Annotated in this window: 22 protein-coding genes; 18 read left to right on the top strand and 4 right to left on the bottom strand. The window is 44.5% G+C overall.

The genetic code is table 11. The features are described from left to right. A complete protein-coding gene (gene argJ / locus GYX91_RS08130) occupies positions 1-1,218 on the top strand; it encodes a bifunctional glutamate N-acetyltransferase/amino-acid acetyltransferase ArgJ (RefSeq protein WP_174830554.1) in 1,218 nt (405 codons plus the stop codon). A 52-nt stretch (positions 1,219-1,270) separates the two neighbouring features. On the opposite strand, the gene GYX91_RS08125 is transcribed toward argJ, so the two are convergent. Further along, entirely contained in the window at positions 1,271-1,630 is a 360-nt protein-coding gene (locus GYX91_RS08125) for a RidA family protein (protein ID WP_174830553.1), read from the bottom strand. Between the two features lie 256 nt (positions 1,631-1,886). On the opposite strand from GYX91_RS08125, the gene ybaK reads away from it, so the two are divergent. Next, positions 1,887-2,375, top strand: a complete 489-nt coding sequence (ybaK, locus tag GYX91_RS08120) for a Cys-tRNA(Pro) deacylase (protein WP_025331248.1) — start codon at positions 1,887-1,889, stop codon at positions 2,373-2,375. Between the two features lie 67 nt (positions 2,376-2,442). Here ybaK and GYX91_RS08115 read toward each other — a convergent pair whose 3' ends face one another. The 3 genes from GYX91_RS08115 to GYX91_RS08105 all read right to left on the bottom strand — a co-directional run bounded on the left by GYX91_RS08115 (position 2,443) and on the right by GYX91_RS08105 (position 5,783). Next, the gene (locus GYX91_RS08115; protein ID WP_174830552.1) at positions 2,443-3,480 is read right to left on the bottom strand and encodes an NADH:flavin oxidoreductase/NADH oxidase; all 1,038 of its coding nucleotides are present in this window, start codon (positions 3,478-3,480) and stop codon (positions 2,443-2,445) included. A gap of 55 nt (positions 3,481-3,535) precedes the next feature. Next, entirely contained in the window at positions 3,536-4,465 is a 930-nt protein-coding gene (locus tag GYX91_RS08110; RefSeq protein ID WP_174830551.1) for a 5'-nucleotidase, read from the bottom strand. A gap of 133 nt (positions 4,466-4,598) precedes the next feature. Then, positions 4,599-5,783, bottom strand: a complete 1,185-nt coding sequence (locus tag GYX91_RS08105) for a class I SAM-dependent methyltransferase (protein ID WP_370520380.1) — start codon at positions 5,781-5,783, stop codon at positions 4,599-4,601. A 253-nt stretch (positions 5,784-6,036) separates the two neighbouring features. Between GYX91_RS08105 and mraZ the strand changes: the two genes are divergently transcribed. From mraZ to parC, 16 genes are all read left to right on the top strand, one after another. Then, positions 6,037-6,492 carry a division/cell wall cluster transcriptional repressor MraZ gene (gene mraZ / locus GYX91_RS08100; protein ID WP_025331245.1) on the top strand — a complete coding sequence of 152 codons (456 nt, stop codon included), beginning with the start codon at positions 6,037-6,039 and terminating at the stop codon, positions 6,490-6,492. Next, positions 6,489-7,433, top strand: a complete 945-nt coding sequence (rsmH, locus tag GYX91_RS08095) for a 16S rRNA (cytosine(1402)-N(4))-methyltransferase RsmH (RefSeq protein WP_174830550.1) — start codon at positions 6,489-6,491, stop codon at positions 7,431-7,433. Before mraZ ends, rsmH begins: the two co-directional genes overlap by 4 nt. Positions 7,434-7,457: 24 nt before the next feature. Further along, positions 7,458-7,733 (top strand): cell division protein FtsL, encoded by a 276-nt coding sequence (gene ftsL, locus GYX91_RS08090; RefSeq protein WP_084552075.1) that lies wholly within the window; start codon positions 7,458-7,460, stop codon positions 7,731-7,733. A 66-nt stretch (positions 7,734-7,799) separates the two neighbouring features. Continuing rightward, entirely contained in the window at positions 7,800-9,542 is a 1,743-nt protein-coding gene (locus GYX91_RS08085; RefSeq protein WP_084552074.1) for a penicillin-binding protein 2, read from the top strand. Positions 9,543-9,618: 76 nt separating this feature from the next. Continuing rightward, complete coding sequence (locus tag GYX91_RS08080) at positions 9,619-11,097, top strand: UDP-N-acetylmuramoyl-L-alanyl-D-glutamate--2,6-diaminopimelate ligase (protein ID WP_174830549.1); 1,479 nt, start codon at positions 9,619-9,621, stop codon at positions 11,095-11,097. A 22-nt stretch (positions 11,098-11,119) separates the two neighbouring features. After that, positions 11,120-12,478, top strand: coding sequence for a UDP-N-acetylmuramoyl-tripeptide--D-alanyl-D-alanine ligase (gene murF / locus GYX91_RS08075; RefSeq protein WP_174830548.1), 1,359 nt, complete (start codon positions 11,120-11,122; stop codon positions 12,476-12,478). A 150-nt stretch (positions 12,479-12,628) separates the two neighbouring features. After that, positions 12,629-13,714: a phospho-N-acetylmuramoyl-pentapeptide-transferase gene (gene mraY, locus GYX91_RS08070; protein ID WP_025331240.1), complete on the top strand. Its 1,086-nt coding sequence runs from the start codon at positions 12,629-12,631 to the stop codon at positions 13,712-13,714. Positions 13,715-13,778: 64 nt separating this feature from the next. Next, positions 13,779-15,125: a UDP-N-acetylmuramoyl-L-alanine--D-glutamate ligase gene (gene murD, locus GYX91_RS08065; RefSeq protein ID WP_084552137.1), complete on the top strand. Its 1,347-nt coding sequence runs from the start codon at positions 13,779-13,781 to the stop codon at positions 15,123-15,125. After that, positions 15,122-16,276, top strand: coding sequence for a putative lipid II flippase FtsW (gene ftsW / locus GYX91_RS08060; RefSeq protein ID WP_174830547.1), 1,155 nt, complete (start codon positions 15,122-15,124; stop codon positions 16,274-16,276). The genes murD and ftsW overlap by 4 nt, the downstream gene beginning before the upstream one ends. Positions 16,277-16,313: 37 nt before the next feature. Next, entirely contained in the window at positions 16,314-17,381 is a 1,068-nt protein-coding gene (murG, locus tag GYX91_RS08055) for an undecaprenyldiphospho-muramoylpentapeptide beta-N-acetylglucosaminyltransferase (protein WP_174830546.1), read from the top strand. Between the two features lie 77 nt (positions 17,382-17,458). Further along, positions 17,459-18,871 carry a UDP-N-acetylmuramate--L-alanine ligase gene (murC, locus tag GYX91_RS08050; protein ID WP_232336187.1) on the top strand — a complete coding sequence of 471 codons (1,413 nt, stop codon included), beginning with the start codon at positions 17,459-17,461 and terminating at the stop codon, positions 18,869-18,871. Between the two features lie 65 nt (positions 18,872-18,936). Further along, entirely contained in the window at positions 18,937-19,848 is a 912-nt protein-coding gene (locus GYX91_RS08045; RefSeq protein WP_174830545.1) for a D-alanine--D-alanine ligase, read from the top strand. After that, complete coding sequence (locus GYX91_RS08040; RefSeq protein WP_174830544.1) at positions 19,832-20,608, top strand: cell division protein FtsQ/DivIB; 777 nt, start codon at positions 19,832-19,834, stop codon at positions 20,606-20,608. Before GYX91_RS08045 ends, GYX91_RS08040 begins: the two co-directional genes overlap by 17 nt. A 42-nt stretch (positions 20,609-20,650) precedes the next feature. After that, positions 20,651-21,886, top strand: coding sequence for a cell division protein FtsA (gene ftsA, locus GYX91_RS08035; protein WP_025331233.1), 1,236 nt, complete (start codon positions 20,651-20,653; stop codon positions 21,884-21,886). A 114-nt stretch (positions 21,887-22,000) separates the two neighbouring features. Continuing rightward, positions 22,001-23,179 carry a cell division protein FtsZ gene (gene ftsZ, locus GYX91_RS08030; RefSeq protein WP_084552070.1) on the top strand — a complete coding sequence of 393 codons (1,179 nt, stop codon included), beginning with the start codon at positions 22,001-22,003 and terminating at the stop codon, positions 23,177-23,179. A 343-nt stretch (positions 23,180-23,522) separates the two neighbouring features. Further along, positions 23,523-25,841 (top strand): DNA topoisomerase IV subunit A, encoded by a 2,319-nt coding sequence (gene parC / locus GYX91_RS08025; protein ID WP_174830543.1) that lies wholly within the window; start codon positions 23,523-23,525, stop codon positions 25,839-25,841. Position 25,842: the final 1 nt, after the last annotated feature.

Below are 25,842 nucleotides of genomic sequence, written 5' to 3'. Positions count from 1 at the left end.
ATGGCAGTTAATTTGTCCGTGCCTGGTGATGAGCAGATTTTAGCCATTGACGGCGTGCAGGTATTTGTTGGACAGGCCGGAATCAAAAAACCGGAACACGATGATTTAACGCTTATTGTGCTTAACGGGATAAACAGTATCGGCGCTGTATTCACCCAAAACCGTTTTTGTGCTGCACCGGTGCAGATTGCTAAACAGCATCTGGCTACAGACGCCGGAGTGCGTGCACTGGTAATCAATACAGGTAATGCCAATGCCGGTACAGGCAAACAAGGGCTGGATGATGCGCAGTTGATATGTGACAAGGTTGCACAGCAGATTGGTTGCAGTGCATCAGAGGTTTTACCGTTTTCTACCGGTGTGATTCTCGAACCCTTGCCGGTAAATAAAATTGTGGCTGCTTTGCCGAAAGTGAAAGTTGTACACTGGCCGCGGGCTGCTGCTGCCATTATGACTACGGATACTGTTCCTAAAATGGCCAGCCGTACGGTTTATATTGACGGGCATAAAGTACGTTTCACCGGTATTGCCAAAGGTTCCGGCATGATTCATCCAAATATGGCTACTATGCTCGGATTTGTGTTTACTGATGCGGCTATAGCCCAGCCATTGTTGCAGCAAATGGTAGCTGAAGTAGCAGCCATATCTTTTAATGCGATTACTGTTGACGGAGATACTTCTACTAATGACAGTTTTGTGGTGGTAGCCACAGGTAAGTCTCAGCTGGGGCGGATAGAGTCAGTAGCCGGAAAAGATTACTTAGCCGTCAAAACTGTACTGGCTGATCTGGCACTGGAACTGGCACAGGCGATTGTACGTGACGGTGAGGGCGCAACCAAGTTTATTACTATTGATGTACGCAATGCTCTGACTGAAGCAGAGGCCAGACAGGTAGGCTATGCTGTTGCCCGTTCACCATTGGTAAAAACAGCTTTTTATGCCAGTGACCCGAATCTGGGGCGTATTTTGTGCGCGATCGGTTATGCAGGTATTGCTGATTTGGATGTGGCAGCAATTAAGGTATATCTGGGTGAAGTGCTGGTGGCAGAAAATGGAGGTCGGGCTGCCAGCTATACAGAAGAGGCTGGTCAGCAGGTAATGGCACAGAATGAAATTACAGTAACCATTGATCTGGCACGTGCGGAAGCACGGGCAAAGATTTACACCTGTGATTTATCCAGAGAGTATGTGACGATTAATGCTGATTATCGCAGCTAAGCTATACTGAATCAGTAATTACTGAACCCGCGTTTAACGCGGGTTCAGTGCTTTAAAGGATTTCTTTTTGTACAGCTGTTAGTTTGATTTCTACTTTCCAGTCTGGGTTAGCCAGCGCAGCCTGTATACAGGCTCGTGCCGGCGCTCTTCCCGGTGTAACCCAGTTATCCCATGCCTGATTCATGCCTTCATATTCCTGCATATTGCTCAGGTAAATTACAGCTTCACAAATATGTTGCTTATCACTGCCACATGCTTGCAGAATAGTATCTATCTGTGCCAGAACATTGGCAGTTTGCGCAGTGATGTCGCCATCTTCATTAGTTGGAACTTGTCCTGCAAGAAATATCAGGCCGTTAACAATGGTGGCTTCTGCCAGGCGGTTACCGCTCTCGTAAAATTTAATACTCATAAAATTCAATACCCATATACTGGTTCTTGTGAAAATAGCCTGAGCTACAATGTTATTTGTTACTGCAAGAATTTATTTTGTGGCCGGGCAATACTGGCCTGAAAAAAAACAGACAGCAAAAGAATATAAGCAATGCCTTTTTATATCAATACTATCTTCTGAATCTATCGAGATATCGCTATATGATAACCATCATTTTTCATTAAGTAGTAAAATAATAATCCGTTATCTTTGCCTGAGTTGATGAAAATAATTGATGAGTAAAAGTAAATTTCCGGTTACTCCTGCTATCCGTTTTTTGCGTGCTCACCAGATACCGTTTGAACCGCGTGAGTATGCTTATGTTGAGCATGGCGGAACAGCACAATCAGCATTAGCGCTGGGCGTAGACGAGCATGCAGTGATCAAAACCATTGTGCTGCAAAATGAGCATAAGCAAGGTCTGATTGTGCTGATGCATGGCGACCGGCATATATCTACCCGTCAGCTGGCACGTGAACTGGGTATGAAGCATATAGAACCAGCCAGTCCGCAGCAGGCTAATAAATGGACTGGTTATCTGGTTGGTGGAACCAGTCCTTTTGGCAACAAGGCCGGATTACCGGTGTATGTTGAAAAAAGTATTTATTCTTTGCCATTGATTTATATTAATGGGGGTAAGCGTGGATTTCTGGTACAGATGCAGCCAGAATATCTGGCCTGCCTGCAGCCGCAATCAGTGCAGGTGGCAACAGAGACGGAATAATGTTAGCTAATAAACACAGGCCGGACGTGAAAGTCTGGCCTGTTTGTTTGCCGGCTAATAAAAATTTTTATTTGATTAGTCCGCGCTGATAAGAGTTATTAAAAGGCTGATAATTATGATCATGCAGCTGCTGGGCTGCTTCGGTTAACCAGTTGGTATTACGTAATAACACCCTTCCTTCCATAATCAAATCTGCCTGACCGGTTTGTAAAATATATTCAGCCAGATCAGGGCTGTCAAGCAGGCCAACGGTTGCTACCGGAATATTGACTACTTGTTTCATGGCAGTCGCAAAAGGTGTCTGATAACCGCCATGCACCGGGATATCCGGAGCGTAATCCATAACACCTCCGGTGGACACATCGATAACATCTATGCCGTCACGTTCTAGCCACTGACATATTTCCTGCCAGTCGGCAATACTGTTTTGCTGACCGGTTTTATCATAGTCGGATAAAGACATGCGTACCCATAATGAACCGGAAAATACTGCACGCATTTCGAGAGTAATTTCGTGCAGCAAACGATAACGATTCACTAAAGAACCGCCATATTCATCGGTACGCTGATTGCTCAGCGGTGAAAGAAATTCACTGATTAGATAACCATGTGCAGCATGGATTTCAATTACATCCACACCGGCTTGCTGAGCTCGTCTGGCTGCAGCAATAAAATCTTCTTTGATTTGTGTGATTTCCGGTTTACTCAATGCTTTTGGCGTTTTCGAGCTGCTATTAAAAGGAATAGCACTAGGTGCAACCGGCTGCAGTGCATCTGAGGCTTTGCGTCCGGCATGTGCCAGTTGCACACCTACTTTGCTGTTCAGATAATGTAGTGAATCAACCAGCTGAGCGAATTTTTCTGTCTGACTATCATCCCATAAACCTAAATCGTGTTTGGTAATTCGTCCGTCCGGCTGTACGGCAGTGGCTTCTATAATAATCAGACCAACATTGGCAATGGCACGTGCGCCATAATGTGCAAAATGAAAAGGTGTAACGATGCCGTCTTCCTTTTTTACTTCATACATGCACATTGGTGCCATAACTACTCGGTTTTTCAGATTTAAATTACCAATGGTTATAGGAGATAATAATAATGACATTGATATTCCTTTCGAGTTTTAGTAATTTAAAATGGACTTAAATAATAAGTATATTTTAAAGATTAGTCACTCCAAATGGAATGTGTACAGATGGAAGGATATTTACAACTTTTTCCAAATGATTTATCTGATCATCGAAAAATATATGAGGTCGTATAATTTCTAATACTTTATTTTTTTCAATTCCTCCAAGGAAAAAAGCTTCATTAATTTCTATTCCAAGCTTTCTTAAAGTTTTTATAGCTCTAGTATGTGATGGTGCATTTCTAGCTGTTACAAGGGCAGTTTTAAGAATTGGTTTATACTTTAGATTTTGGGAGACTTCTAAATGTTCAATTTGCTGAATATGTGCCAATCTCTGAATAAAATTATTTAATGGACCTGGATTATGAGTAATATCTTGTTTTAAACTTTCATTTTCATGAAATTTTTGTAAATCTTTATTTTTATGAAAAATTTTCTCAGCTTCATCATCAATAATTACACCATCAAAATCAAAGGCTATTCTTAATTCAAGATCATGAATATCATCTTTTATCTTTCCTTTCATTACTTGTCCAGCTGGATAACCTGCTCTTATTGCTTGACTTACATCAGTTGGGTTAGCCGATAGAAATAGCTCGATATCAAAAGCGGGTATATATGGTAAAGGCGATTTGCCTTGCAAAAATACAGCTCTGGTAATATTAAGCTTGTGATGTTCTATTGAGTTCATGACTCTTAAACCAGTGTCAGGATCATTTCTGGATAATAATATTACTTCTACGAGTGCTCCATTTTCATCCGATAGTTTATTCAATGACAAAAGTCTTTTTATAAATGGAAAAGCTACTCCTTTAGCTAGAGGCTTCTTTTCATTTTCTCTCTGATAATTTCGGTAACATTGTTCTCCACCAGATCTAAAAACTCTGTCAGATTCTTCTAAATCAAATAATGCACTTGAGGCTAAGCCTATTACTAATCTTTTAGTTAAATCATAAGCCATTATTTTTATGTACCCCTCTATTAGAATTAATTATAAAATTTAGATACAAATAATATAATAAAATATATGAATATTTTATATCAAAAATAAATTTTTATGCGCTCAAATAAAACTTATTTGTAATTTAAATTATCTATAATTTGTGACACAAATCCCCATATATGAATCCCTGCCAGTCTACGTCAATATCTTTTCCAAATGCGATGACTTTAAATAACTCGCCCATTTCATGTGCATCCAGCAGGGTATGACAGACCGAAGCAGTCTGAATGTATGCATTTTCTTCCGGTTTGCCGGTTTTTGTGAGTAATTCGGTTATACCCAGATTAAGCAGAAATGATGCCTGATTGGTATAACCAATTAAGTCCAGATGATTATCAATGCCGGCATCAGCAATACGGGTGAAATTAACATGAGCGGTTAAGTCAGTGAGTCCGGGATAAAAGAACGGATCATGAACGGTATGATGCCGGTAGTGGCCGATTAACGTACCCTGACGACGCTGAACATGATAATACTGTGCTGCGTCAAAACCATAATCAATCCATATCATTGCTCCGCGTTTCAGCTTTTGTGCCAGTGTTGCTACAAAGGCATATTGTTGCGGATGCAGCTCAGACTGATAAGGTTCTGCTGTATCAGGGAAAGTTTCCATAACCTGTTGTATTGCTGCGCTGCTAGCAGGTTTATCCTGCCAGACAAACTGGTTATCCAGCCAGCTAACGCCCATTTCTGTTATCAGATTTGCCTGACGGAGATAGACCGGAACAGGCATGGCATCCAGAACTTCGTTTCCTATCAGGATACCGTCAAACTGTTCAGGCAACTGAGTCAGGTGTGTAACTTTATGTATCTGATCAGGTGCATGAGTCTGAATATATTCTCTCTGACGCTGCGCCAGTTCTGCAGAAAGTTCAATAATGTAATAGTGCTGAAAGTGCTGGCTGTGCAGAGCTGGCAAAACAGATGCTGCCAGATGACCGGTTCCGGCACCGAATTCATAAATATTGCCTGCTGTTTGTGGCAATAGTGCATCTAATTGATGCGCCAGCGTCTGCCCGAACAAAGGAGTCAGAACAGGTGCAGTAATAAAGTCGCCATCACGACCGAATTTTTGTGCTCCGCCGGTGTAATAACCATAGTCAGGCGTATACAGTGCCATTTGCATGTAGTCGACAAAAGAAAGCCAGTTATTTTGCTGCCGGATTTTCTGCTGAATAAGTTCAGACAATTTCTGCGAACTGATTAATGCGGCTTTTTCAGGAGTGGGTAAATTATCCATAGGATAGATGATGGAAATTGTAAAGAAGATGGTCATTATAAACGCTGATTTTGGCTTATGTTGACCCTGGTCAAGTATCTGAAAAGGCACATAGGGACTGGATTGGATGATTAGTAAAATAATGATTTGATTTAAATATATTTTTGTATTTTAGATTGCTTTTATTCGGCTTCGGAATTTGACTGGATTACATTGACCCTGTATGCAAAATTGCCTTATAGTGTGAATAAGTGTGTAAAGGTGTGGCGAAGTGGGGGATAATCCCGTTATATTGAATAGGAGCTGAACAGTGTTTGGCGGCGCGTATGAATTAAGTATAGACAGTAAAGGACGACTGGCGATTCCGGCCAAGTTTCGTGATTTGCTGGCGCGTCATTTCACTCCGGTACTGGTTGCCACACTGGAAAAGCGCACACATTTGTTACTGTATCCCGAGTCATCATGGCGCAGTGTGGAAGCTCAGCTGTTACAGCTTCCTGTGGCAGGCAACAGAGTATTGCAGGCCTATCAGAATTTACTGTTGCATAATGCGGATACTTTGGATTTAGACAGTGCCGGCAGAGTATTGCTACCGGCACATTTGCGCCGTCTGGTGAATTTTGAGCGTGAAGTTTATGTTGTGGGTCGTGCCAACCGCATTGAAGTGTGGGGCAGGGCGCTATGGGAAGAGCAGAATAATGCTGCACTGGATATGGATGAAGATATGCTGGCGGCAGAGTTGGGTAAGACTCAACTGCAATTATGAGTGAACAGATAAATAATGGCGGTCATGTTACCGTTTTCCTGAATGAAGCAGTTGCCGGTTTACAGGTACAGCCGGCCGGAGTGTATGTTGACGGAACTTTTGGCCGTGGCGGCCATTCGCGTTTGATTCTGTCTCAGCTCGGGAAAGACGGGCGGCTGGTTGTTTTTGATAAGGATCCGCAGGCGATTGCTGTAGCACAGGAACTGGCAAGGCAGGATGCACGGGTACTGGTTGTACATGAAGGTTTTTCTGCATTAAAGCGGTCGTTACAACAGCTGGATATCAGCCGGATAAATGGTGCCTTATTTGATCTGGGTATTTCCTCTCCTCAGATTGATGATGCAGGTCGCGGTTTCAGCTTCCGCTTTGATGCACCGCTGGATATGCGTATGGATACTACGCGCGGACAGTCAGCAGCCCAATGGCTGGCTGTGGCAGAAGAGCAGGATATACACGAGGTAATTAAAAATTATGGTGAAGAGCGGTTTAGTCGCCAGATTGCACGGACAATTGTGGCGCAGCGGGAACAAAGCCCGATTACCACAACCGGCCAGCTGGCGCGCCTCGTCGCACAGGTCGTCCGTACTCGTGAACGCGGACAGGATCCGGCCACACGTACCTTCCAGGCCATTCGCATCTTTATTAACCGTGAACTGGAAGAAATAACTGTGGTACTGCCGCAAGTGATGGAATGTCTGGTTGCCGGCGGACGGATGGCGGTGATTTCATTTCATTCACTGGAAGACCGGATTGTAAAAAGATTTATGCAGCAGCACAGCAAGCCGGCTCCTTTACCACGCTGGGCAGTAGTTAAAGAAGCAGAACGTGAGCAGCCGCCGTTGCGTCTGATAGGCAAGGCGCAAAAACCTGCTCCGGCAGAAATTGAAGTTAATCCGCGAGCCCGTTCAGCGGTATTACGGGTAGCAGAACGCAGTTATTAAATAAAGACTAATAGTTGATTAATTATGAATAAAATCAACATTATTTTGCTTATATTGGTACTGGCTTCAGCTTTTGCTGTTGTAACAGTACAGGATCGTTCGCGTCAGTTTTTTATTGCGCTGGATAAAGCGCAAAAAGGGGAAAGTCTTTTGAACGAAGACTTTAGTCGCTTAAAGTTAGCGCAGGCAAAGTTATCTAATCATCAGTTGATTCAGGATGCTTCAGCCCGGCAGAATTTGCATTCGCCGTCATTGGCTGAAACGCAGATGCTGGATGCGCCGCGTTTGGTTAAGCAGTGATGTGACGGGTCAGAGAATAATGGAGTACTGCTTCAGGCAGTATTTCCGGCAGTGGAACAAACTACTATGTTAATTAAAAACGATTATAAGCCGCGCATGCTGCCCCGTGAGGTAAAACAGGCTAAGCCTGTAACCACTAACGGGCGGATTGTATTGGTGTTAGGTGCTCTGGCTATAGCTTTTGCTATGCTAATCGGACGTGGTATCTACTTGCAGACTGAGAAACATGAATTTCTGAAAGAGCAGGGTGATCAGCGTTTTGTCCGTACTCTGCCGCTCACGGCTACCCGGGGCACAATTACTGATCGCAACGGAGCCGCACTGGCCATCAGTGCACCCGCAGACTCTTTATATGCTATGCCCTCTGCTATGGAGCAGATGCCGACAGATACTCAGATTCAACAGTTATCTGCATTAATTGATGTACCGGCGGCAACCATTAAAAGCCGCCTTAGCCGTAATAAAGACTTCATTTATCTGAAAAGACAATTGTCGCCGGAGGTTGCAGAAAAAGTTGCTGCGCTGAATATTAAAGGTCTTGCCTTTCAGCATGAAAGTAAACGCCATTATCCGATGGGACCGATTTTTTCCCATATTATCGGTTTTACCAATATTGATGGTAAGGGGCAGGAAGGACTGGAATTATCGCGTGAAGACAGTCTGCATGGTATTGATGGTGCTAAAGTTGTTTTGCGCGACAATAAAGGTAATATTGTTGATAGTCTGGATTCTCCGCGTAACCGTCTTCCTCAGAATGGTACGAATATGGTGCTGTCTCTGGATCAGCGGATTCAGTCAATTGCATATGAATCGTTAAATAAAGCAATGCAGTATCACACTGCATCAGCTGGTTCAGTTGTGGTTCTGGATGGTAAAACCGGTGAAATTCTTGCTCTGGTAAATTCACCGGGATATGACCCTAATAATCCGGGTGCCACCGATAGTGATGCACGCCGTAACCGTGCGGTAACTGATATGATTGAACCGGGTAGTGCGATGAAACCGTTTACCATTGCTAAAGGGCTGGATAGCGGAAAAATCAAACCAGGCAGCGGTTTTAATACTTTACCGTATAAAATCGGACCGGCGACAGTACGGGACACGCATAATTATCCTTATCTGGATGTGGGCGGCATTATTCAGAAATCATCTAATGTTGGTACAAGTAAAATTTCTGCAATGTTTACGCCCGAAGAAATGTACAACATGTATACTTCTGTCGGTTTCGGGCACCGGATGCATTCCGGTTTTCCGGGTGAAACACCGGGAGTAGTACGTGACTGGCATAACTGGCGGCCGATTGAGCAGGCTACTATGTCTTTTGGTTATGGTATACAGATGAGTCTGCTCCAGCTGGCACGGGCATATACTATCTTTACCAATGACGGTGCGCTACTGCCAGTGAGTTTTCTTAAGCTGAACAGTGCCCCGCAGGGTGAGCAGATTATCCAGCCAAAGACTGCAAAGGCAGTACGCCATATGATGATTGCTGTAACGCAGCCCGGTGGTACCGGTTTGCAGGGGGCAATTGACGGGTATGATGTAGCCGCTAAAACAGGTACTGCGCGAATGCTGGTAGACGGACACTATTCTGATTCCAAGCATATGGCTACATTTATCGGCTTTGCACCGGCAGACAATCCGCGAGTTATTGTAGCAGTCAATATTCAGAATCCTACTACTAATGGTTATTACGGCGGACCGGTTGCCGGTCCGGTATTCCATGATGTAATGGTTGGCACTCTGAATGTACTTGGTGTTTCTCCGAGCAGACCGGTAAAATCCGCGCCACATTCTGAAACGCATTAATCTGAAGACAATCTGTGTGTTTGCACAGATTGTCTGTCTGTTTGTACCCGATAAAAATGTTTGAATCGACAGTGTTATGTTTTCCCTGAAAAAAATTTTGCCTGAATATCATTTAAGTGCTGAAACAAGTCGGCTGATTGCCGGCCGTACACTGCGGGTGGATAGCAGAAAGGTACAGCCCGGAGATGTATTTGTAGCCTGTCAGGGTGAGTATAGTGACGGTCGTGATTTTATACAGGCTGCAATTGATAATGGTGCAGAATTTGTTTTCTGGGATGATGATGGTCAGTTTGTATGGCAGACCGGCTGGAAAGTAGCGAATGAGGCTGTAAAAGATTTACGTCAGCGTGCCGGACTGGTGGCTGCTGCCTGTTATGACTATCCGGGCAGAAAGCTGAGTGTCTGGGGAGTGACCGGAACTAATGGTAAAACGTCAGTGTCACAATGGCTGGCGCAGGCCTCAGATATTTTTGGCAAAAAATGTGCCATTATGGGTACGGTAGGGAATGGATACTGGCAACAGCTGCATGATACTGCCAATACTACTATGGATGCGGTATCTAATCAGACATGGTTACGTGATTTTGCTGAAAATAATGCTGCAGCCGTTGCCATGGAAGTGTCCAGTCATGGTCTGGATCAGAGCCGTGTCGTTGGTGTCCCTTTTACCAGTGCTGTTTTTACCAATCTGACCCGGGATCATCTGGATTATCATCATAGCATGCAAAGTTACGGTGATTGCAAGGCTTCATTGTTTTACTGGCAGGGGCTGAAACACGCCATTATTAATATTGATGATGAGTTCGGCTATCGGTTATGGCAGGATTTATGCCGTGATTGTCCGCAGTTAACTGTACTGGCTTATGGTTTTCATGCTGATGCAGATATTCATATTAGTCAATTTCAAGCTTCAGCAAGTGGTATGCAGGTGCATTTGTGTACGCCGTGGGGAAACGAAGTAGTACATACACGTTTACTGGGTCGGTTTAATGCTCAGAATCTGGCAGCCTGTATAGGTGTATTGTGTGCTAATGGTTTTACTTTTAATGAGGTAATTGCTGTCTGGCCGCAGATTAATCCTGCTACCGGACGTATGGATTGTTTGATGGGAAGTAATCAGCCGCTAGTGGTGGTTGATTATGCTCATACACCGGATGCACTGGAAAAAGCATTATCGACTTTGCAGGAAATTAAACCTGACGGAGCGCATTTGTGGTGTGTTTTTGGCTGTGGCGGAGACCGTGATGCAGGTAAAAGACCATTAATGGGAGCCGCAGCCGCTGCAGGAGCGGATTATGTTGTCGTAACCAGCGATAATCCGCGTACAGAAAATCCGCAGGCAATTATTAATGATATTTTGCCGGCTGTTGCTGAACCGGTGCTGGTAGAAGCAGACCGCAAAGCTGCGATTAATTATGCTGTAAATCATGCAGCAGTTGACGATATTGTTCTTATTGCAGGAAAAGGTCATGAAACCTATCAGGATATCGGTGGTCAGAAGCAGCATTTTTCAGACTTTGAAATAGCACGGTCAGCTTTGCAACAGCGAGTCTAAAGTTTTGTAATTGCTTAATAATATGTCAAATTTAGATCTTAATTTTATTTATCAGACTTTTGGACAAGTGTTACCTGATAATAATCAGCCGGTCACACGGGTAGTTATTGATAGTCGTCAGATTCAGCCGGGTGATGTATTTGTAGCCATTAAGGGTGAACGCTTTGATGGTCATGATTTTGTTGATGAAGTGCTCGCTCAGGGAGCTCAGTTGTGTATTGTCAGTCGCTCAGACTGGCAAAATAAGGCGAAATGTCTGGTAGTTGCAGACACAGAAAAAGCGTTGGGAGAGCTGGCACAGGCATGGCGAATGCAGGTTAATCCGGCATTGCAAGTGTTTGGTATTACCGGTTCAGCAGGTAAAACCACGGTAAAAGAAATGCTGGCTGCAATTTTGCGGCATCATGCAGGTACTAGTGCGGTTCTGGCTACTGCCGGTAACTTTAATAATCATATTGGTTTACCGCTGACATTATTACAGTTAAAGCCGCAGCATCGCTATGCTGTGATTGAAATGGGTATGAATCATACCGGTGAACTGAGTTATTTAACCGGCCTGACCAAACCGGACTATGCTCTGGTTAATAACGCACTGCGTGCTCATATCGGCTGCGGCTTTTCAGATGTTGCTGATATTGCCCGCGCTAAAAGTGAAATTTATCAGGGGCTGAATGCAAATGGAACTGGTTTTGTTCCTACTGATGATGGTCAGTCAGATATTTATATTTCAGCTTTGCAAGGTAAGCAATGTGTCCGCTTTGGTTCAGAACAGGGTGATGTATATGCCAGCAATATTGTACTGCAGCCATTAAGTATCTGTTTTGATTTGTCCAGCCCGCAAGGGGTGGTTAATTTACAAATACCGGTTCCGGGATTGCATATGGTACATAATGCTGTGGCCGCCTGTGCACTTGCTCTGGGTGCCGGTTTGCCCTTAGCGGCATTACAGGGACTGAATTCATTTGAGAATGCTAAAGGCAGATTGCAACAAAAGCGCAGTGTGCATGGCGCTCTGGTAATTGATGACACTTATAATGCTAACCCGGATGCATTTAAGGCAGCTATCGATGTTTTGGCGGCTTTTCCTGCGCCACGAATTATTGTGATGGGTGCTATTGGTGAGCTGGGCAATAATGCTTCTGCTCTGCATGCAGAGGTAGGTGCTTATATACGGGCACGCGGTATTGATGCGGCATTTTTTATTGGTGACGAAGCGCGGTTTGCGGCAGAAGCTTATGGTGTACCAGATGCATTTTATACGGATCGAAACAAACTAATTGATGATTTACGTGCATGGGATCAGCAGACAGCTACCATTCTGGTAAAAGGTTCAAGGTTTATGCATATGGAAGATGTAGTACAAGCAATAACACAGAAATAAATTATTGCTAACTCTCGTCAAGTAGTGCTGAACGACTTAAAATAGCCGTTTTTATCCGGCTCAGGCTATCTGGATGATTATGCATCATTCATATAGCAATAAATTATTTAATAACGGTTATGGCTTTGGCTGTGACAAGGGAAAACAACCATGCTGTTGTGGTTAGCAGAAATTTTTCACTATTGGATAAATGGTTTCCATTTATTTCAATATACTACTTTTCGTGCCGTAATGGCGGCACTGACTTCCATGGGGCTGAGTCTGGCATTCGGTCCGTGGATGATTCGCAAATTAACTCAGCTCAAAGTAGGGCAGGCTGTTCGCGATGACGGACCAAAAACCCATCTGGTGAAAACCGGTACACCAACTATGGGCGGTACACTTATTTTACTGGCTATCACTGTTACAACATTATTATGGGCTAATCTGGCCAACATTTATATCTGGATACTTTTGCTGGTTATGCTGAGTACCGGAGCTCTGGGTTTTTATGATGACTGGAAAAAGGTAGTTTACAAAGATCCGCACGGGGTTTCAGCCAGATTTAAAATGATCTGGCAGTCTGTAGTGGCTCTGGTAGCCGGTCTGGTGCTGTTTTATGTGGCACACTTAAGCTCTACAAATACTTTTATTGTTCCTTTTTTCAAGGAAATTACTTACCCGCTGGGTGGCATTGGTTTTGTTATTCTGACGTATTTTGTCATTGTTGGTACTTCTAATGCAGTAAATCTGACTGACGGACTGGACGGGCTGGCTGCTTTTCCTATTGTGCTGGTTGCTGCCGGTCTGTCAATTTTTGCTTATGTCAGCGGTCATGCTGAATTTGCTCATTATCTGCAGCTGCCGCATGTCCCCGGTGCGAATGAAGTTATGATTTTCTGCGCTGCTATTTGTGGTTCTTGTCTAGGATTCCTGTGGTTTAATGCTTATCCGGCACAGGTATTTATGGGAGATGTCGGTGCACTGGCTTTAGGTGCAGCTTTGGGTACGATAGCTGTGATTGTGCGTCAGGAAATTGTGCTGGTAATTATGGGCGGCTTATTTGTTGTTGAGGCAATGTCTGTCATGCTGCAGGTAGGTTCATATAAATTACGGCGTAAACGTATTTTTTTGATGGCACCGATTCATCATCATTTTGAACAAAAAGGCTGGAAAGAAACTCAGGTTGTAGTACGTTTCTGGATTATTACCATGATTCTGGTACTGGTTGGTTTAGCTTCCCTGAAAATCCGTTAGTAGTCAGATAAGCAGGATCAGACGATATACATTTGGGTTAAATTTAGTGTAGGACTTAACCATGATTGACTGGCGTAATCAAAAGGTTTTAGTTGCAGGGCTGGGGCGTACCGGAATTTCAATGCTGGAGTTTTTAACTCAGGCAGGTGCTGATGTAGCTATTTATGATGCCCGGCCTGATGCAGAACAATTGCAGTCTTTAACTGAGCGTCATCAGGTTGCCGTATATACCGGAGAGCTGGCAACAGTGTTTGAACAGCACCAGTTTGATATTCTGGCTTTAAGCCCGGGAATCAGTCAGCGTCAGCCTGCTATTGTTGATTTTAAACGTGCCGGCGGTGTCGTACTGGGTGATGTGGCTATTCTGGCTGATTTACTTGAAAGCAGTAACAGTAAAATTATTGCAATTACCGGTTCAAACGGTAAAACCACTACTACCAGTCTGGTGGGTTTTTTATGTGCGCGATGCGGACTTGATACAGTGGTGGCAGGTAATATTGGTACCCCAGTACTGGAAGCCTATCTGGAGCGCGCAGGTAAAGCAGCAGATGTCTGGGTTCTGGAATTATCGAGTTTTCAGCTGGAGACTACTCCCTGCCTGAATGCGACTGCTGCTACAGTACTGAATGTATCAGAAGACCATCTGGATCGCTATGATGATTTTCTGGATTATGCGCATAGCAAAGACCGGATTTTTCGTGGCCAGGCCATACAAGTGTTAAATGCCGATGATGTTTTTTGTCGTGCTATGGTACGGAATAACCGGCCGGTGAAATGGTTTTCTTTACAGCATAATACTGATTTCTGGTTGAATAAAGATATGCTGTGTGCCGGTAATGAACCATTGCTGGCTTGTGATGCTCTGTCTTTACAGGGTACACATAATGCGGCCAATGTTTTGGCTGCATTTGCTTTATGTGAAGCCATTGGCTTGCCGCGTGCACAATTGCTTCAATATGTTCCCACTTTCAAAGGTTTACCGCATCGTGTGGAAAAAGTAGCCGAAGTGAAAGGTGTGACATTTATTGATGATTCCAAAGGTACTAATGTTGGTGCTACCTGTGCTGCATTGCTCGGGTTGGATAAACCTATTGTGCTGATTGCGGGCGGACAGGGTAAAGGTCAGGATTTTACTCCGTTGCAGGCTGCATTACAGGATAAGGCACGTGCAGTTTTACTGATTGGTGTGGATGGTCATCAGCTTGGTGCAGTTCTCGGACAAGCCTCCTATCCGGTAGAGTACTATGACGATTTGCCGCACGCTACTGAACGTGCTTTTGAACTGGCTCATCCGGGAGATATTGTGCTGCTTAGTCCGGCTTGTGCCAGCTATGATATGTTTAAGGGTTATGCACATCGCAGTGAGGTATTTATTGCCAGCGTCCGTCAATTGCAGGGTAGCGCAGCATGATTACTGAATCACGTCTGCTGGATCGCAAGCTATTGCGACGCGGATATACTTTTGATCAGTCACTGTTATGGATGGTGGTATTGATGGCCAGTTTCAGTCTGATCATGGTTTACTCGGCCTCAGTTGCATATGCAAAGCATGATGGTGGCAGTACTTATTTTTATCTGATTCGTCAGGCTATTTTTCTATTGTGCGGCGGTGTACTTGGTTGTGTGGCTGCACGTATTCCTTTGCGAACATGGAAAAAGCTGACACCACTGGTATTGCTGTTCAGTATCGTGTTGCTGATTCTGGTGCTGGTAATGGGAAGAGAAATTAACGGTGCCAAACGCTGGATTAATGTAGGAATGGTTAATATCCAGCCTACCGAAGTTTTTAAACTGGCGATAATTTTGTATTTATCCAGTTTTTTTACCAGACGTGCTGAAATCTTGAAAGAATTCAAAAAAGTCTGGTTTGCAGGTATTCCGGTAGGACTTGGTCTCGGGCTGATTATGCTGGAACCGGACTTTGGTTCATTTGTAGTGGTTTCTGTTATTGCGGTAGGCTTGCTTTTTCTGGCTGGTTTACCGTTTCGCTGGTTTATGGCCGTAGTAGGTTTTGGTTTGCTGGCCATGGTTATGCTGGTGCTGTTTGAGCCTTACCGTATGGCACGTGTAGCCGGCTTTCTTGATCCGTGGGCAGATCCTCTGGGTAAAGGTTATCAGCTTACGCATTCATTAATGGCAATCGGGCGCGGCGGCTGGTTTGGTGTCGGACTGGGAGCCAGTCTGGAAAAACGTTTTTATTTACCTGAGGCTCATACGGATTTCATTCTTGCGGTCATTGGAGAAGAATTCGGTTTTGCCGGTATTCTGGTATTAATGTTTTGTTATATCTGGCTGGTAGTCCGTGCTTTTTCCATTGGTAAACAGGCTCGCGATTTAGAATTATTTTATGGTTCTTTCGTCGCCAAGGGTATTGGTATCTGGCTGGGCATTCAGAGCTTTTTTAATATTGGTGTGAATATCGGGCTGTTACCGACTAAAGGGCTTACTCTGCCTTTACTGTCATATGGTGGTTCAGCTGTTATGATTATTTTAATCAGTGTGGGTTTGCTGTTGCGAGTGGATTATGAGAACCGGCGTGTGATGCGTGGATTCAAAGTATAAATAATCACAAAACTCTGATAGTTTTGACGGGAAAATAATGAGTGTAAAAACTTTCATGGTCATGGCTGGTGGAACAGGCGGTCATATTTTTCCTGCGCTTGCAGTTGCTCAGGCATTACAGGCACAGGGTCATCGTATTATCTGGCTGGGTAGTGACGGGGCGATGGAAACCCGTCTGGTTCCGCAGTACGACATACCACTGGAAACCCTGGCAATCAAAGGAATACGCGGTAACGGGCTAAAGCGTAAGCTAATGCTACCTTTTACCTTATTAAATACCATTGCGGCAGCACGTCAGATTATTCGCAGGCATCAGGTAGATGCTGTCATTGGTTTTGGTGGTTTTGTTACTTTTCCGGGAGGTATAGCCGCAAAACTATGCGGTTTACCCTTGATTATCCATGAACAGAATGCGATTGCAGGTTTATCTAATAAAGTGCTGGCTCGTTTTGCCAATCAGGTAATGTATGCATTTCCACAAGTATTTGCAAATGAAAACGGACTGGTAGGTAATCCGGTACGTGCTGATATTGCTGCATTACCACCACCGCAACAGCGCTTTAACGGTAGAAATGGTGAGCTGAATATTCTGGTAGTTGGCGGAAGTCTGGGTGCTGATGTATTGAATCAGATTGTGCCGCAGGCTGTGGCTTTGTTACCGGCTGAACAGCGTCCGCGACTGCTGCATCAGTCCGGACGAAATAAACTGACACAGTTGGAGCAGAATTATGCTCAGTGCGCAGTAGAGGCGCAATGTGTTGAATTTATCACAGATATGGTATCAGCCTATCGTAACGCCGATTTGGTGATTTGCCGGGCAGGTGCACTGACAATTGCTGAATTAACCGCTGCCGGAGTCGGGGCAATTCTGGTGCCTTATCCGCATGCGGTAGATGACCATCAGACAGCTAATGCACAGTTTATGGTTAAAGATGGTGCGGCAATATTATTACCGCAGACGAATCTGAATACGCAGACATTAATGACTACGCTGGCCGATTTATCGCGCGAACGCTGTTTAGACATGGCGATTAAAGCACGTGCGCTGGCTCAGCCTGACAGTGCGGCTAAGGTTGCGGCAGCAGCGCTGGCGAGTATCCGTTAAATTTTGATTGAGCCGGATGAATTGTTCAGACACGAGCTATCAATCACAATTCAGACTGGCAGGAAAAGTTATAAAGTATGAAAGAAAACATGAAAGACCGTATCCGCCATATTCATTTTGTAGGGATTGGCGGAACCGGTATGTGCGGTATTGCAGAAGTTTTACATAATGAAGGTTATCAGATAAGTGGATCTGATTTGGCTGATAATGCCGCAACCCGGCATTTACGGGCAATCGGAGTGCATATTTGTTCTGGACACAGTGCTGAAAATATTACTGGTGCAGATGTAGTAGTGACATCAACAGCCGTTAAAAAAGATAATCCGGAAGTGGTAGCGGCGCAAGAACAAAAAATTCCGGTAATTCCGCGAGCCATGATGCTGGCTGAAATCATGCGCTTTGGTCGCGGTATTGCCATTGCCGGTACACATGGTAAAACCACAACAACCAGTTTAACTGCTTCTGTACTGGCAGCAGCGGGGCTGGATCCGACTTTTGTTATTGGTGGTCGGTTAACTGCAGCCGGAACCAATGCCAAGCTGGGTAAAGGTGAATATATTGTTGCTGAAGCAGATGAATCAGATGCTTCGTTTTTATATCTGACACCTTTATTTACGGTCGTTACCAATATTGATACCGATCATATGGATACATATGATCATGATGTAGAAAAACTACATCAGGCGTTTGTGGATTTTGTGCACCGCATGCCGTTTTACGGCAAAGCCTTTCTATGTATTGACAGTGAGCATGTGCGTCAGATTTTACCGTTGATTCAGAAACCTTTTGTTACCTATGGTCTGGATGAAAATGCTGATTTATATGCAACTAATATTGTTGCCGATGGTGCACAAATGCATTTTGATGTCCATACGCGTAAAAAAGGCATAAAACCATTTAGTGTGACGGTCAATATGCCAGGGCGGCATAATGTTCTGAATGCACTGGCTGTTATCGGGATTGCACTGGAAATTGGTGTCTCAGTACCGGCAATTCAACTTGGGCTGGAAAGTTTTGCAGGTGTGGGTCGCCGTTTTCAGCAGTACGGTGAGATTGCATTACCGAATGGTGGCGAAGCATTACTAATTGATGACTATGGTCATCATCCTGTTGAAATGTCTGCAACCATAGCTGCTGCACGAGGAGCCTACCCTCAGCGTCGTCTGGTCGTAGCATTCCAGCCACACCGCTATACACGTACACGGGACTTGTTTGAAGATTTTGTTCAGGTTTTGAGTAAAGCTGATGGCGTGGTTTTAACGGAAGTGTATTCTGCTGGTGAAGACCCGATTGTGGCGGCTGACAGTAAGGCATTAATGCGTGCGATCAGAGTGCTGGGTAAAGTTGAGCCGATTTATGTAGCAAACGTAGACGAAATGGCGCCCACGTTATTAAATGTCTTGCAAGATGGTGATGTTTTGCTCAATATGGGTGCCGGCAGTATTAACAAAGTACCTGCCATGCTTACCGGAATGTCTGCTGCAGTATAATGACAGCAGTTTAATTATTTTACATACTGTTCTTATTAAAAGAAAAACAGGATTAATGACAAACAATGAGTGATTTTGGTAAAGTTGCCGTACTGATGGGCGGTTTCTCCAGTGAGCGTAAGGTTTCACTGGCTAGTGGTGCATCAATTCTTACTGCATTGAAAAGCCGTGGTATAGATGCACATGCATTTGATCCGTCTGAGCGGCCATTGTCTGAACTGGTTAGTGCCGGCTTTGACCGGGCTTTTAATATTCTGCATGGCTCTTATGGAGAAGACGGAGTCGTACAGGGGGCATTGGAAGCATTTGATATTCCTTACACCGGTTGTGGTGTTGCGGCCAGTGCGCTGGGTATGGATAAATTCCGTAGTCGTCTAGTCTGGCAGGGAGTTGGTTTGCCTTGCGTACCATTTATTGTGCTGCATGATGATAGTAATTTTGCTGCAGTAGAAGAAGAGCTGGGTTTACCTTTATTTGTTAAACCTGCAGCAGAAGGCAGTAGTGTGGGTGTGGTGAAAATCAGGCAGGCTGGTGAGTTGGCACAAGTTTATCAGCAACTGAAACAGTACCATGGTGAAATTCTGGCTGAACGGGCCATCGAAGGTGGTGAATATACATGTGGTATTCTTGGTGAACAGGTATTGCCAAGTATTCGCATCGTACCGGCAACGGAGTTTTATGATTATGAAGCTAAATACCATCGCAATGATACCGAGTATTTGTGTCCGGCTGATCTGGCACCGGCAGATGAGCAGTATATGCGTGATTTGACAGCCCGTGCTTTTAAAGCATTGGGTGGTCGGGGCTGGGGGCGAGTAGATTTTCTGCGTGATGCGGACGGTACAATCTATATTCTGGAAGTTAATACTGTACCCGGTATGACCGGACACAGTCTGGTGCCTAAAGCTGCACGTGAAATTGGCTTGAGTTTTGAAGATTTGTGTGTTGAAATTTTAAGTCATGCGACTTTGGGATAATGCACAAGCCTTAAAACGGCTTTATCGGTGGTTATATGTATGTGTATTGTTCTGCCTGCTGGCAGCAGGCGGATCGTGGCTGGTGCATTCGCCATATTTTCCGGTCCGGCAAATTCAGGTAATACATCCGTTGAAGCATTTGCAGTCGGCTGAAATTGAACAAATCAGCAGACAATATTTGCAGGGTAATATTTTTACTGTGGATGTGAGTGCGGCACAATCTGCACTGGCTAAACTACCCTGGGTATATAAAGTACAGGTAAAACGAATCTGGCCGGATACGGTACAGTTAGACATTAGGGAGCGGGACCCTGTTGCACGCTGGAATGACCAGCAGCTGGTGGATACTGACGGACAGATATTTAATGCAGTAATTCATGAGCAGCTGCCGGTATTTGTTGGAAGCAGCGGTTCTGCTCGCTACATGACCGTACATTTGTTAACATTCGAAAATTTGTTGCAATCAACAGGTCTGCATATTCAGCAGTTGCAGTTAAGTAATCGTTCTGCCTGGCAGCTGACCTTAAGCAACGGAATTACCCTGAAACTGGGGCGGGAAAAGGTAGAACAGCGTTTGGCTCATTTTGTCTGGGCATGGCCACAGGTTTTACAGAAACAGGCCAGTAATATCGATTATGTAGATTTGCGTTATCCGGATGGTTTTGCGTTACGGTACAAAAATAAGGCTAATTCAGCTGCAAGTACCAGAGCAGTAAATGCATCTGAAGTGGCGGATCAGTATGAAGCAAATCTGGATTGATCCGGACAGACCGATTGATTATTTGATTTTAAAGTGATGACCATGGTTAAAGGTAAAAAATACATCAGTGCACTGGATATCGGCACTTCAAAAGTAATCGCTCTTATTGGTGAGGTTCAGGAAGATAATGAAATCCACATTGTTGGTTTAGGGCAGGCTCCGTCGCGCGGTTTGAAAGCAGGTATGGTGACCAACATTGAAACCACTGCACAAGCAATCAAGCAGGCCATGGAAGAAGCGCAGATGATGGCTGATGTACAGGTAGACTGTGTAACAACTGGTATTGCAGGTAATCATATTCGCAGTTTCAATTCACAGGGTGTGGTTAAAATCAAGGACGGAGAAGTCAGTCAGGCTGATATTGACCGTGCAATTGAAACGGCAAAAGCTGTCAATATTCCGCCGGATCACGATATTTTACATACAGTGGTACAGGAATTTATTATTGATAATCAGCCGGGTGTGCGTGAACCCATTGGCATGAGCGGGGTTCGTCTGGACACGCGCATACATATTATTACCGGTGCTGTAACAGCGATGCAGAATATCCAGAAGTGTGTCAATCGCTGTGGTTTGCAAATCAATAAAATGATATTACAGCCACTGGCCAGTGGTCAGGCAGTACTGACTGAAGATGAAAAAGATCTGGGTGTCTGTGTTATTGATATCGGCGGCGGCACGACAGATATTGCCGTATATACTAACGGAGCTATCAGGCATACAGCCGTTATTCCGGTGGCAGGGGATTTGATTACCAAAGATCTGGCACAAGCGTTGCGTACACCCCACAGTGCAGCTGAATACATCAAAATCAATCATGGAGTGGCACTGGCAACCATGGATGGTCTTGATGATATGATTGAGGTGCCCAGTGTGGGTGACCGTAATCCGCGCCAGATTTCGCGTCGGACACTTGCAAGTGTAATTGGTCCGCGCGTGGAAGAGATTCTGGAACTGACACTAAATGAATTGCGCCGTTCCGGTTTTCCTGAGGATGTGCTGACTTCAGGCATAGTTCTTACCGGCGGAGCATCATTATTACCTGGAATGGTCGAGCTGGCAGAGGATGTATTTAATCTACCAGCCCGAATTGGTGTGCCGCAGGAAATGGGTGGTGTCTCAGAACGGATTCGCAATCCGCGTTATGCTACTGCTATTGGTCTGTTACAGTCTGCCTGTGAAGAAGAAAACAAAACAGACATGCCTGTGGCAGCAGCTTCTGAACCGAAAGATTCATGGCTTAAAAAATTACAGACTTGGTTTAAGAACAATTTTTAACTAAACTCAAACATTAAATGACAGAACTTTTGCGCATTGTATATAACTGTCTATATAATGATAGCTATACAAGGGCAGATGACGTTTATGCATAGGTTTTGTCAGGAGACATAAATGCAATTGGTATATGATGTTGTGGAGACGGTAGTCGGTGCTGCAGTTATCAAAGTCATTGGTATCGGCGGTGGTGGCTGTAATGCTATTAACAATATGGTGGAAAATGCGGTAGCCGGTATTGAGTTTATCAGTGCCAATACTGATGCACAGTCTTTACAAAACAGTAAAGCATCTAAACGCATTCAGCTGGGCAATAATCTCACCCGTGGTCTCGGCGCAGGAGCCGATCCGGAAATTGGCCGTAACGCCGCAATGGAAGACCGCGAAGCATTATCTGATGCTATTCGCGGAGCGAATATGCTGTTTATCACCACTGGTATGGGGGGGGGTACAGGTACAGGTGCGGCTCCGGTAGTAGCTGAGCTGGCAAAAGAGATGGGTATTCTGACTGTTGCTGTTGTTACCCGTCCGTTTGAATATGAAGGTAAACGTATTCACGTTGCTAATAACGGGATTGAGATTCTTAAAAATACCGTTGATTCACTCATTGTGATTCCGAATGACAAATTAATGTCAGCACTGGGTGAAGATGTAAGTATGCGTGAGGCTTTTCGTGCGGCAGACAATGTATTGCGTAATGCAGTAGCCGGAATTGCTGAAGTCATTACTAATCCGGGTATCATTAATCTGGATTTTGCCGATGTGAAAAATGTCATGAGTATTATGGGTATGGCCATGATGGGGTCAGGCAGTGCACATGGTGTTGACCGTGCCCGTATTGCTACAGAACAGGCTATTGCTAGCCCGCTTCTGGACGACGTGACTCTGGATGGCGCACAGGGTGTGCTGGTTAATATTACTACCGCACCAGGCTGCCTGAAAATGTCTGAATACAAAGAAATTATGTGCATGATTGATGAATATGCACATGATGATGCCGCCCTGAAATACGGTACTTCTGAAGATGACAGTATGGAAGAAGGCGAAATCCGCGTAACCATTATTGCTACCGGATTGCAGGAACAGAAAGTTTTACATCACCAGCAACCGAGCAGTTTGCGTGTTTTGCAAACCGTACAAGCCACTGGTACTGAAGATGCCTATCCGGATATCGGAAGTGTGGTACGTTCAGGACGCAGTGCACGCGGGATGAATCTGGCTGCTGCTGATTTCTCAAATCAGTCTGTGCTGGATGACTTCGAAATTCCGGCAGTCATTCGCCGACAAGCTGATTAATTGATTAAAGTTATTAAAGCTGTCCGGGCTGAGCTCCGGACAGCTTTTTTATTTTTAAAATCAATATATAATTTAAATACGATATATTGCCGGCATAAGAAAATTTTTAAAAAATTAGATAAAAAAGTTTATTCTTTAGAAAAATTGCAATTTCTGCAAAGTTTGTGTTGTATTAAAACCAACAATATTTAGCTGAAATGATAATGGTTTTTATAACATGAATTTCTGTTCTGTTATTTCATCAAACCAGAAGCAGTAGTTTTGGGTATAAAAGCAAAATCCTTTACAATAGGTAGCTTAGATAATCTGTTCCACAGAAGAATTTAATTAAGTCAGAATAAGTATGAGTGAATCTATTCAACAATCAGACCGCAGTGATGATCATCTGTTACTTGGTCAGTATGCAGAACGTGCTTACCTTGCCTATGCCATGAGTGTGGTAAAAGGGCGGGCATTACCGGATGTGGCTGACGGGCAGAAGCCGGTTCAGCGACGCATTCTGTATGCTATGAAAGATATGGGGCTGGCTCATGGTGCCAAACCGGTAAAATCTGCCCGCGTGGTTGGTGAGATACTAGGTAAATATCATCCGCATGGTGATTCATCAGCTTATGATGCTATGGTTCGGATGGCACAGGATTTTACCTTGCGTTACCCTCTGATTAACGGTATTGGCAATTTTGGTTCACGTGATGGTGACAGCGCAGCAGCTATGCGCTATACCGAAGCACGCTTAGCACCGATTGCTGAATTGCTGTTATCGGAAATCGATATGGGTACTGTGGATTTTGTGCCCAATTATGATGCCAGTTCTGCTGAACCCTCTGTATTACCGGCACGCCTGCCAATGATATTGCTTAATGGCGCCTCAGGTATTGCAGTAGGTCTGGCAACTGAAATTCCTTCACATAATTTACGCGAAGTCAGTGCAGCTGTTGTGGCTCTGTTGAAAAAACCTGAGCTGGATTCAGCAGCCTTAATGCAGTATTTACCCGGTCCTGATTTTGCCGGTGGTGGTCAGATTATTACTGCACCAGAGGATATTCAGGCAATTTATGCACAGGGTAAAGGCAGTATACGTGTACGCGCACGTTATGAAATTGAAAAACTGGCACGCGGACACTGGCGGGCTATTGTCACAGAATTACCTCCCGGTACTTCTGCGCAAAAAATTCTGGCTGAGATAGAAGAACAGACTAATCCCAAACCGAAAACCGGTAAAAAAAATCTCACTCAGGAACAGCAGAATACGCGCACATTAATGCTATCACTGCTTGAGCGGGTGCGTGATGAATCAGATAGTCAGGAACCAGTGCGTCTGGTGTTTGAACCGAAATCCAGTCGTCTTCAACCTGAAGAATTTATGAATACTTTGCTGGCACAAACCAGTTTGGAAGGGAATGTGCCGGTCAATCTGGTTATGATGGGGCGGGATAATAAACCGGCACAAAAGAATTTATATCAGATTCTGCGTGAATGGTTGGATTTTCGGATACTGACTGTAACCCGGCGTTTGCAATACCGTCTGGAACAGGTGGAAAAACGTATTCATATTTTACATGGGCGGCAAACGGCATTTCTTCATATTGATGAAGTCATCAGGGTTATCCGTGAATCAGATGAACCCAAAAATGAATTGATGTCTGCATTCGGTTTAAGTGAGATACAGGCGGATGATATTCTTGAAATCCGTTTACGTCAGCTGGCCAGACTGGAGTGGATTAAACTGGAAACAGAACTTAATAAACTACAGCAGGAACATGATCAGTTAACCACCCTTCTGGAAGATGATAAAGCTAAAAAACGACTGATTATCAAAGAAATTGAGTCTGATACCAAAATCTATGGAGATGACCGGCGTACACTGATACAGCCGGCAGAGCGGGCTACGCTTACACGAACTACTGCAGATGAACCAGTTACACTGGTATTGTCACAGAAGGGCTGGCTGAAAACGCGTGTCGGACACAATCTGGATTTAAGCCAGACTACTTTCAAGGAAGGTGACGGTCTGCTTCAGGCAGTAGAGGGACGTACAGTCTGGCCGGTAATTTTACTTGATTCGCGCGGGCGAGCTTATAGTGTGGATGCTGCCAGTATTCCGGGTGGACGTGGTGATGGTGTGCCTGCAGGTTCATTGGTTGATTTAGATAAAGGTGCCAGAATTGTAGCTATGCTCAGTGCCTTGCCGCAACAGCATTATGTACTGAGTAACAGTGGCGGATATGGTTTTGTGGTTGCATTTAAAGATATGGTCAGCCGTACTAAAAACGGTAAAGTTGTTATGACGGTTAATAGTGATGAGGCATTGCTGCCGCCGCTTCCTGTACCGTCTGCCTGCCTGTCTGTAAACGGGCAGACTCAACTTATTGCCATCTCCAGTGCCAATCGTCTGCTGGCCTTTCCATTACATGAATTGAAAGTGATGGCTAAAGGCCGTGGTCTGCAAATTATGAGTTTACCGGCTAATGAGAAACTGCTTTATCTTACTCTGACAAATAAATCGGAATTTAAACTGGAGACTCAGGGAAAACGTGGCGGACGCTATCAGGAAACCTTACGCGTTCAGGATATTCTTAATAAACGCGGACATAAAGGTAAGGAATTAAGCGTTTCGGGTGATATCGTTGCCGTCTATGGTGATCTGGATAACGGAAACTAAG

It is taken from the genome of Snodgrassella sp. ESL0304, from assembly GCF_013344995.1.
Lineage (GTDB): Bacteria > Pseudomonadota > Gammaproteobacteria > Burkholderiales > Neisseriaceae > Snodgrassella > Snodgrassella alvi.
The sequence above is the reverse complement of the archived record's forward strand: the minus strand, read 5'-3'. Positions and strand labels throughout refer to the sequence as shown.